The 9,215-nt window shown below is 67.6% G+C and carries 9 protein-coding genes, 1 tRNA gene and 1 pseudogene; 6 read left to right on the forward strand and 5 right to left on the reverse strand.

Annotated elements, in window-relative coordinates; all coding sequences use genetic code 11:
• A partial coding sequence (locus tag OCW50_RS32185) for an SDR family NAD(P)-dependent oxidoreductase (RefSeq protein ID WP_262300321.1) occupies nt 1-268 on the reverse strand: 268 nt, incomplete at its 3' end.
• A gap of 185 nt (nt 269-453) precedes the next feature.
• Between OCW50_RS32185 and pxpB the strand changes: the two genes are divergently transcribed.
• Both pxpB and OCW50_RS32195 read left to right on the forward strand, forming a co-directional pair.
• Entirely contained in the window at nt 454-1,215 is a 762-nt protein-coding gene (pxpB, locus tag OCW50_RS32190) for a 5-oxoprolinase subunit PxpB (protein ID WP_262300322.1), read from the forward strand.
• Nucleotides 1,212-2,246, forward strand: a complete 1,035-nt coding sequence (locus tag OCW50_RS32195; protein WP_262300323.1) for a 5-oxoprolinase subunit C family protein — start codon at nt 1,212-1,214, stop codon at nt 2,244-2,246. Before pxpB ends, OCW50_RS32195 begins: the two co-directional genes overlap by 4 nt.
• 37 nt (nt 2,247-2,283) lie before the next feature.
• Here the strand turns inward: OCW50_RS32195 and OCW50_RS32200 are convergent, their stop codons facing one another.
• The 3 genes from OCW50_RS32200 to OCW50_RS32210 all read right to left on the reverse strand — a co-directional run bounded on the left by OCW50_RS32200 (nt 2,284) and on the right by OCW50_RS32210 (nt 5,228).
• Complete coding sequence (locus tag OCW50_RS32200; protein WP_262300324.1) at nt 2,284-4,491, reverse strand: malate synthase G; 2,208 nt, start codon at nt 4,489-4,491, stop codon at nt 2,284-2,286.
• A gap of 194 nt (nt 4,492-4,685) precedes the next feature.
• Nucleotides 4,686-4,761: transfer RNA gene (locus OCW50_RS32205), tRNA-Ala, on the reverse strand.
• A gap of 80 nt (nt 4,762-4,841) precedes the next feature.
• Nucleotides 4,842-5,228, reverse strand: coding sequence for a TIGR02300 family protein (locus tag OCW50_RS32210; protein ID WP_262270648.1), 387 nt, complete (start codon nt 5,226-5,228; stop codon nt 4,842-4,844).
• 185 nt (nt 5,229-5,413) lie between these two features.
• On the opposite strand from OCW50_RS32210, the gene aroA reads away from it, so the two are divergent.
• The 4 genes from aroA to OCW50_RS32230 all read left to right on the forward strand — a co-directional run bounded on the left by aroA (nt 5,414) and on the right by OCW50_RS32230 (nt 8,925).
• Nucleotides 5,414-6,763 (forward strand): 3-phosphoshikimate 1-carboxyvinyltransferase, encoded by a 1,350-nt coding sequence (gene aroA / locus OCW50_RS32215; RefSeq protein ID WP_262300325.1) that lies wholly within the window; start codon nt 5,414-5,416, stop codon nt 6,761-6,763.
• Nucleotides 6,764-6,771: 8 nt separating this feature from the next.
• Complete coding sequence (cmk, locus tag OCW50_RS32220; protein WP_262300326.1) at nt 6,772-7,413, forward strand: (d)CMP kinase; 642 nt, start codon at nt 6,772-6,774, stop codon at nt 7,411-7,413.
• Between the two features lie 318 nt (nt 7,414-7,731).
• A complete protein-coding gene (locus OCW50_RS32225) occupies nt 7,732-8,535 on the forward strand; it encodes a DUF1194 domain-containing protein (protein ID WP_262300327.1) in 804 nt (267 codons plus the stop codon).
• A gap of 12 nt (nt 8,536-8,547) precedes the next feature.
• Nucleotides 8,548-8,925: a methylglyoxal synthase gene (locus OCW50_RS32230; RefSeq protein WP_262300328.1), complete on the forward strand. Its 378-nt coding sequence runs from the start codon at nt 8,548-8,550 to the stop codon at nt 8,923-8,925.
• Between the two features lie 106 nt (nt 8,926-9,031).
• Here the strand turns inward: OCW50_RS32230 and OCW50_RS32235 are convergent.
• A pseudogene (locus tag OCW50_RS32235) lies at nt 9,032-9,215 on the reverse strand (hypothetical protein); the annotation flags it as partial.

The raw sequence follows: 9,215 nt of genomic DNA on the forward strand, positions 1-9,215 counted from the left end.
TGACCAGGATGTCGACGCTCCCGAAGGTCCGCTCGGCAAGCCGGATCATCTCCTCGATCTCGTGCGGCTTCGACATGTCGGCCGGCGAATGGATCGCCTTGACGCCGAACTCGCGCTCGATGCCGGCGCGCTCCTTCTCGATGGCCTCCGCGTCGCCGAAGCCGTTGATGACCACGTTGGCGCCTTCCTTGGCGAAGGCCCGGGCGATGGCGAGGCCGATGCCGCTGGTCGAGCCGGTCACGACGGCCGTCCTGGATGTCAAAGTCATGATCTCCTCCATCAAAGCCTGGGCTCCAGGCATCATTGCAAGGGTGGCATACCACGGAGGGCGCCGTGAGGGTGAGCCTAGCAAAAAGAAGCATGCCGGGATGATCCCCGGGCAAGGCCCTCGTCTGCTTCCGGCGCATGGCGCCGGGGATCGCCGCCCCGTTGCCGGATCGGCTGCAATATGAGATGCGGGTTGTCTGGCCGTCCCGGATTGTCAACAGGTGCCTTGTGCCGACACCGAAAATACTCCCCTGCGGCGACAGCGCCGTGACCGTCGAGTTCGGAGAGACGATCGACCCGGACATCAACGGGATGGTTCTGGCGCTGGACGCCATCGTGCGGGCGCAGGCTCCGGCCGGCCTGATCGAGACGGTGCCGACCTACCGCTCCCTCACGATCCAGTTCGATCCCGCGACGATGGATTATGACGCCCTCACCGGGCTCCTGGGCGAGGCGACGAAGGATCTGGCCCCGCGCAGGGCGGTCGGACGGCGCTGGCGCGTGCCGGTGGTCTACGGCGGCGAGTACGGCGTCGATCTCGACGAGGTGGCGAGCCTGCACGGCCTGACTCCCAGCCAGGTGATCGAGATCCATTCCTCGGCCGTCTACCGGATCTACATGATCGGCTTCCTGCCGGGCTTCACCTATCTCGGCGGCCTCGACAAGCGGATCGCCACGTCGCGGCGGCTCCATCCCCGGGCCAAGATCCCGGCCGGCACGATCATGATCGGCGGCGAGCAGGCGGGGATCGCCCCCATGGACATGCCGAGCGGCTGGCACAATCTCGGCCTGACGCCCGTCCGGCCCTATGCGCCCGGGCGCGATCCGGTCTTCCTGTTCGCGGCCGGCGACGAGATCGTGTTCGAGCCCGTCGACGCCTCGCGCTGGGAGGCTCTGGAGAAGGCCGTCCGGGCCGGAGAACCGGTCGCCGAGGAGGTGAGCCCATGAGCGATCTCGTCATCACGTCCTGCGGCCCCATGACGTCCCTGCAGGATCGCGGACGCATCGGCTATCAGGGCTTCGGCGTCTCTCCGTCCGGAGCCATGGACCGGCGCGCCCTGGCCATGGCGAACGCCCTCGTCGGCAACCCGCCCGACATGGCGGCCATCGAGTTCATGAACCTCGGCGGCGCCTTCACCTGCGAGGGCGGGGACCTGCACGTGGCGCTCGCGGGCGCCGGGTGCTCGCTGAGCATCGACGGGACGCCCGTCGCCCCGCAGACTTCCGTCGTGCTCAAGAAGGGGCAGAGCCTCGAGGTGGGGCATCCGCGCACCGGCACCTTCGCGTATCTCGCCATCGCCGGAGGAATCGCCGTCGAGCCTGAACTCGGAAGCCTCTCGTTCCATCTCCGCTCGCGGCTCGGCGGGCTGAAAGGCGCTCCGCTGAAGGCCGGCGACCGCCTTCCCTGCCGCCCCGAAGCGCAGGACCGCGAGCCCATGCAGCTCGCCGTCGACCCTCTCGAGGAGGCGGGGCCGATCCGGGTCATGCTCGGCCCGCAGGACGATTACTTCACGCCGGAAACCATTTCGTTGCTCCTGGAAAGTGAATTCACCGTCAGCCCGCAGGCCGACCGCATGGGCTTCCAGCTCACCGGGCCGCGCCTCGCGCATGCCCGGGGATTCAACATCGTGTCGGACGGGATCGTGGACGGCCATATCCAGGTGCCGGGCAGCGGCCAGCCCATCGTGCTGATGCGCGACCGGCAGACGGCCGGGGGCTACCCGAAGATCGCCACGGTGATCAGCGCCGATCTCGCCCGTTTCGCGCAGCTGCGCCCGGGCATGAGCCTGCGCTTCAAGGCGGTCGAGCGGGACGAGGCCGTCGCGGCCGCACGCCGGCTCAAGGACTGGATCGCGGCCCTGCCGGCGAGCCTGACGCCTGTGCGCTTCGCGCTCACGACCGAGCACCTGTTGAGCCGCAACCTGATCGGCGGCACGGTCAACGCGCTCGCGCTTGGCCCGGCCGACCGGGACGATTAAACGAACGGGGCGCCGCACCCGCGACGCCCGGTTCCTCTTATTTGGTTTTTGTCTTGACGCCGCTTTCCTCGCTGCGGTCGGGTGCTCCACCGGCCTTCGCCTCGCGACGACGGGCGTGCAGGATCCATTCGGTATAGCCGTTGGGCTGCTCGGCGCCCTTGAAGATCAGGTCGCAGGCCGCGTTCCAGGCCGGACCCTCGAATTTCGGCGTCATCGGACGGTAGAGCGGATCGCCCCCGTTCTGCCGGTCCACCACGGCAGCCATGCGGCGCAGGGTCTCCATCACCTGGTCCTTCGACACGATGCTGTGACGCAGCCAGTTGGCGATGTGCTGGCTCGAGATGCGCAGGGTGGCGCGGTCCTCCATCAGGCCGACATCGTGGATGTCCGGCACCTTGGAGCAGCCGACGCCTTGGTCGATCCAGCGCACCACGTATCCGAGAATGCCCTGGCAGTTGTTGTCGAGCTCCTGCTGCACCGCGTCGGGCGCCCAGTTCGATTGCGAGACCGGAATGGTCAGGATGTCGGTGAGCTTCGCGCGCGGACGCTCCCTCAGCTCCTCCTGGCGCACGGGAACGTCGATCTCGTGGTAATGCAGCGCATGGAGCGTCGCGGCCGTGGGCGACGGCACCCAGGCGGTGTTGGCGCCGGCCTGCGGATGACCGATCTTCTGCGCCAGCATGTCGGCCATCTTGTCGGGCGCCGCCCACATGCCCTTGCCGATCTGCGCCTTGCCGGGCAGGCCGCAGAGGAGGCCCACATCGACGTTGTTGTCCTCGTAGGCCTTGATCCAGGCGGTCGCCTTCATGTCGTTCTTGCGGACCATCGGGCCGGCTTCCATCGAGGTATGGATCTCGTCGCCGGTGCGATCGAGGAAGCCCGTGTTGATGAACACGATGCGCTCGGCCGCCGCCTTGATGCAGGCCTTGAGGTTGACGGTGGTGCGCCGCTCCTCGTCCATGATGCCCATTTTCAGCGTGTTGCGGGAGAGATTCAGCATGTCCTCGACGGCGCCGAAGAGGTCGTTCGCGAAGGCCACCTCGTCGGGCCCGTGCATCTTGGGCTTCACGATATAGACCGAGCCCGCGCGGCTGTTGCGGATCGGTCCGGAGCCCTTGAGGTCGTGGATGGCGATCAGCGACGTGACGGCCGCGTCGAGGATGGTCTCGGGAATCTCGCGGCCTTCCTCGTCGAGCACCGCATCGGTGAACATGTGGTGGCCGACATTGCGCACCAGCATGAGGCTGCGCCCGTGCAGGCGCAGTTCGCCGCTGTTGGGCATCCTGTAGACCCGGTCCGGATTGAGACGGCGCTCGACGGTCCTGCCCCCCTTCTCGAAGCTCTCCACGAGGTCGCCCTTCATCAGCCCGAGCCAGGTGCGATAGACCTGCACCTTGTCCTCGGCGTCCACCGCGGCGACCGAGTCCTCCAGGTCCATGATGGTGGAGACGGCCGATTCCATCACCACGTCGGCGATGCCGGCCGGGTCCTCGGCGCCGATCGGATGCGAGCGGTCGATGCGGATGTCCAGGTGCAGGTTGTTGTGGCGCAGGAGCACGGAGGTCGGGCTGGCGGCCTCGCCCTGGTAGCCGATGAACTGGGTCGGATCGATCAGGCCGGTCTCGGTGCCGTCCTGCAGGGTGACGACGAGGGCCCCGCCCTGGTCGGCATAGGAGACCGCATCCCGGTGGCTGCCGGCGGCGAGCGGTGCGGCCCGGTCCAGCACCTCGCGGGCGCGCTCGACCACCTTGGCGCCGCGGGCCTTGTTGTAGCCGCCGGACCGGGTCGCTCCGTCCTCCTCCGGGATGGCGTCGGTGCCGTAGAGCGCGTCATAGAGGCTGCCCCAGCGGGCATTGGCGGCGTTGAGCGCATAGCGGGCGTTGGAGACCGGCACCACCAGTTGCGGCCCGGCGATCCGGGCGATCTCGTCGTCCACGTGCTGGGTCTGGACGGTGAAATCCTCGGGCTCGGGCAGCAGGTAGCCGATGTCGCGCAGGAAGCGCTCGTAATCCGCCTGGTCGAAGGCCTTGCCGGCCCGGTCCCGGTGATATTCGTCGATCTGTCCCTGGATCCTGTCCCGGATTGCGAGCAGCTCGCGGTCGCGGGGCGCGAAGTCCCGGACGAGCCCGGCCAGGCCGCCCCAGAAGACGGCGCTCGACAGGCCCGTGCCGGCAATCGCCTCCCGCTCGATGAAATCGTGAAGAACCGATGCAACCTGGAGGCCGTTCGTCTGGACGCGCGTCATCGTTCCCGCTTTCGGTGGCAAAAGGACATTGCCTTAGCTTAAGGCACTGCGACTAAAAATGAAGATCGCCGCCGCATCCATGAGAAAAAGGGCGAAGAATCGGCCCCGATTCCTATGCTTTAGATGTAGATGCCGGCGATCCGGGGCGGTCCCGCAACAAAAAAGCCGCCTGGGCGGCGGCTGTTTTGGGGAATTGGTGGAGCCAGGCGGGATCGAACCGCCGACCTCTTGCATGCCATGCAAGCGCTCTCCCAGCTGAGCTATGGCCCCATCTCGATCCGCGGTGCCGGGCACCGCGGGGTCTGCCGTGTTCGGCAGAGGCGTCTCTATAGTCGCCTCTGCTGCGAGGTTCAAGCCTCTTCGTCGTCTTCCAGATCGCTGTCGATCAGATCCGACACGTCGTCGTCGCCCTCTTCCTCGTCCTCGAGGAAGGTGTCGTCGTCGGCCACGTCGTCGCCCACGTCGATGTCGTCGTCGACCGGGATGTCCTTCTCGTTCTCGCCGGCCTCGACCTCGTCGAGGGAGACCATCTCCGGCCCGGTCGCCTCGAGCTCGGTCTCGTCGTCGTCATCGGGTGCGGCGGCGCGCGCCACCACGGGAGCGGCCACCCGGCTCATGGCCACGGCCTGGAAGACGGTGCCGCATTTCGGGCAGACGGCCGGGTCCTTGTTGAGATCGTAGAATTTCGCGCCGCAGCTCATGCACTGGCGCTTCAAGCCGAGTTCCGGTTTGGCCACGGGTGATTGCCTTGTGAGTGTGAATGGTCGGGAACGCTCCGTTAGTCGTGAGGGGATGCCTTGTCAAATAGGAAATTGCAAGAGAGCCCCGGGCCCGCGCCAGCTTGCGCGTGACGGCGGGAAAACCGCGTGTTAGGAGCCCGCCCTGATCAGAAGTCTCAAGGAACCCGAGCAAGGAACCGAGAATGTCGCACGCGCACGGATCGCCGTCACCGGTCGCCAGCAGGCCTGGAACGCCCCTGAAGGGGCGCATCCGCGTTCCGGGCGACAAGTCGATCTCCCACCGCTCCATGATCTTCGGCCTCCTGTCCATCGGCGAGACCCGGGTCGAGGGGCTGCTCGAGGGCGACGACGTGCTGCGCACCGCGGAAGCCTGCCGGGCGCTCGGAGCCGCCATCACCCGCGAGGCGCCCGGCCGGTGGCGGATCACGGGCGTGGGGGTCGGCGGCCTGAGCGAACCCAAGGACGTGCTCGATTTCGGCAATGCGGGCACCGGCTCGCGCCTGATGATGGGCGTGGCCGGAAGCCACCCGATCACCTCGACCTTCGACGGCGACGCCTCCCTGCGCAAGCGTCCCATGCGCCGGATCCTCGATCCGCTCGTCCAGATGGGCGTGACCGTGGTGAGCGAGGCCGAGGGCGGGCGGGTCCCGCTGACCCTGCGCGGCCCGCGGGAGACGATCCCGATCACCTACGAGACCCCGGCGGCCTCGGCCCAGATCAAGTCGGCGGTCCTGCTCGCCGGCCTCAACTCGCCCGGCCGGACCACGGTGATCGAGCGCGAGGCGACCCGCGACCATACGGAACGGATGCTGGGCCATTTCGGGGCGAGCGTCGAAATCACCCCTCACGGGGCCGACGGCCGCGCCATCACGCTCCAGGGCCAGCCGGAGCTGCGGGGCACCGACATCGTGGTGCCGGCCGACCCCTCCTCGGCGGCCTTCCCCCTGGTGGCGGCCCTGATCACGCCGGGTTCGGACGTGGTGCTCGAGGGCGTGATGATGAACCCCCTGCGCACCGGCCTCATCACGACCCTGATCGAGATGGGCGCCTCCATCGAGCGCCTGAACGAGCGCGACGAGGGCGGCGAGACGGTTGCGGACCTGCGCGTCCGCCACAGCCGCCTCACCGGCGTCACGGTCCCCCATGCCCGCGCGCCGGCCATGATCGACGAGTACCCGATCCTGGCGGTCGCGGCCTCCTTTGCCCAGGGCACGACCCGGATGCAGGGGCTGCACGAGCTGCGCGTCAAGGAATCCGACCGGCTCGCGGCCGTGGCCGCAGGCCTCGCGGAGGCCGGGGTCGAGCACGAGATCCAGGGCGACGACCTCCTCGTTCACGGCTCGAACGGCAAGGTCCGCGGCGGCGGCAATCCGGTGGCGACCCATCTCGATCATCGCATCGCCATGGCGTTCCTGGTCATGGGCCTGGCGACGGCCCAGCCGGTGACCGTGGACGACGGCGCCATGATCGCGACGAGCTTCCCCTCCTTCATCCCGCTCATGCGCGAGCTCGGCGCCACGATCCAGGATTGAGGGAGCCCATGATCATCGCCATCGACGGCCCAGCCGCCTCGGGCAAGGGAACCCTGGGCCGGCGCCTGGCCGAGCATTACGGCTTCGCCCATCTCGACACCGGCCTCCTCTACCGGGCGGTCGCCCGCGTGCTCATGGACCGGGGCATCCCGCTCACCGAGCGGGACGCGGCCGCGGAGGTGGCCCGCAACCTCGACGTCGGTCACCTGGAGGACGATGCCCGCCTGCGCGGCGCCGCCATGGGCGAATCCGCCTCCGTGGTGTCGGCCTACCAGCCGGTCCGGGATGCCCTGCTGGCCTTCCAGCGCCAGTTCGGCGCAAAGGAGCCGGGTGCGGTGCTCGACGGCCGGGACATCGGCACCGTGGTCTGCCCCGACGCGGACGTGAAGCTCTTCATCACGGCCACCCCCGAGGAGCGGGCGCGGCGGCGTCACCGGGAGCTGCTGGGCCGGGGCGAGCAGGCGGAATACGAGACGATCCTGGTGGATATCCGCCGCCGGGACGAGCGGGACATGAACCGCAGCACCGCCCCCCTGAAGGCGGCCGCCGACGCCATGACCCTGGACACGACGCATCTGGATGCCGATGGCGCCTTCCAGGCCGCCCTCGACCTGGTGGAGAGCCGGCGAGCGTCGATGACCCGCGCATAAGCCCGTCCCGTGTCATCACCGGCCCAAGGCCGGCCATGACGTGAGGGGGTGGCATCACCGCCTCATGCCACGCTCCACGTCATCACCGGGCTTGTCCCGGTGATCCCGATCCGGTGAAGCGCCGCGCCCCAAAAGATCGCGATGGCCGGCACGAGGCGAGTGATAACCGGCCGGCCATGACGTGGAGGGTGGCATCACCGGGTGACGCCACCCTCCACGTCATGCCCAAGTCCGACCTCTGGTCCGGGCCCGCCCTTGCCTTACTTTCAGAAGCTGGCACACTTCCATGACCAATCCGGCTCCGAGAAGGAGACACCGATGGTTCGTTCCGGCTTCATCCGCCTCGCCGCAGGGCTGGCCTGTCTCTGCGCGCTTCTGGCTCTTCCGGCCCGGGCGCAGACGGAGACCGAGGTCGACCTGGCCCTCGTTCTGGCCGTCGACATCTCCTTCTCCATGGATACGGACGAGCAGGCCCTGCAGCGGGAGGGCTTCGCCCAGGCGTTCCGGTCCAAGCTCGTCCATGATGCGATCCGCGGCGGGATGCTGGGCAGGATCGCCGTCACCTACATGGAATGGGCCGGCTCGCCGGACCAGAAGGTGATCGTTCCCTGGACGGTTCTCGACAATTCCGAGAGCCTGATGGCCTTTGCGGACAGGATCTCGTCCACGCCCCTGCGCCGGGCACAGAGGACCTCGATCTCGAGCGCCATCGATTTCAGCGTGAAGCTTCTCGAGGAGAGCGGCCTCAACGCGACCCGGCGGGTCATCGACGTGTCGGGGGACGGCCCCAACAATCAGGGGCGGCTCGTGATCGAGGCCCGGGACGCGGCCCTCGCCAAGGGCATCACCATCAACGGCCTGCCGATCATGCTGCGCCAGCCCGGCTATCTCGACATTCCGGATCTCGACATCTATTACAGGGACTGCGTCATCGGCGGCCAGGGCTCGTTCACCGTTCCGGTGCGGGAGCGCGACCAGTTCATCGAGGCGATCAAGACCAAGATCCTGCTGGAAGTTGCCAACCTGATGCCCGCCCAGCCGCTGATCGAGCGTATCCAGTCCCCTCCGCGCACCAACTGCATGGCCGGCGAGATGCAGTGGCGTGACCGCTGGAGCAATTGAGCGGCCCTGCCCATGAAGCAACTGACGCTGGCGCTCGTGGCCCACGACGCCAAGAAGGACGCCATGGCCGATTTCGTGGCCAGGTATGAGAACGACATCCGGCCCTTCGTCCTGTTCGCCACCGGCACCACCGGCGGGCGTGTCATGGAGCGCTGCCCATCCCTCTCGGTCACGCGGTTGAAGAGCGGCCCGCTCGGCGGCGACCAGCAGATCGGCGCCCTGATCGCCGAGGGAAAGATCGACGCCCTCTTCTTCTTCGTCGATCCGCTCTCGCCCCATCCCCACGACGTGGACGTGAAGGCGTTGATGCGCCTCGCCCTCGTCTACAACATCCCCATGGCGCTGAACCCCGCCACGGCGGAGCGGCTGATCGAGTCGTTCCGGCGTTAGAGCATTTTTCGGTGAAGTGGATCCGGTTCACCGTCAAAAAATGCGGCTCGGCAAAGACAAGAGATGATTCCACGTGAGTGGAAGCAGCTCTAGGCTGAATCGACATTCAGCGCATCCATTGTAGTGCCGCGGCGATCAGAATGAAGCTGAGGAAGTTTGCGGTCCTTCGGTCATAACGGGTGGCAATACGGCGGCAATGTTTGAGTTTGTTGAAGCAGCGCTCGATCAGGTTGCGCGCCTTGTAGGCCTCACAGTCATAAGGGATCAGGACCTTTCGCGTGGGATTGCAC

It is taken from the genome of Microvirga sesbaniae (assembly GCF_025460805.1).
GTDB classification, from domain to species: Bacteria; Pseudomonadota; Alphaproteobacteria; order Rhizobiales; family Beijerinckiaceae; genus Microvirga; species Microvirga sesbaniae.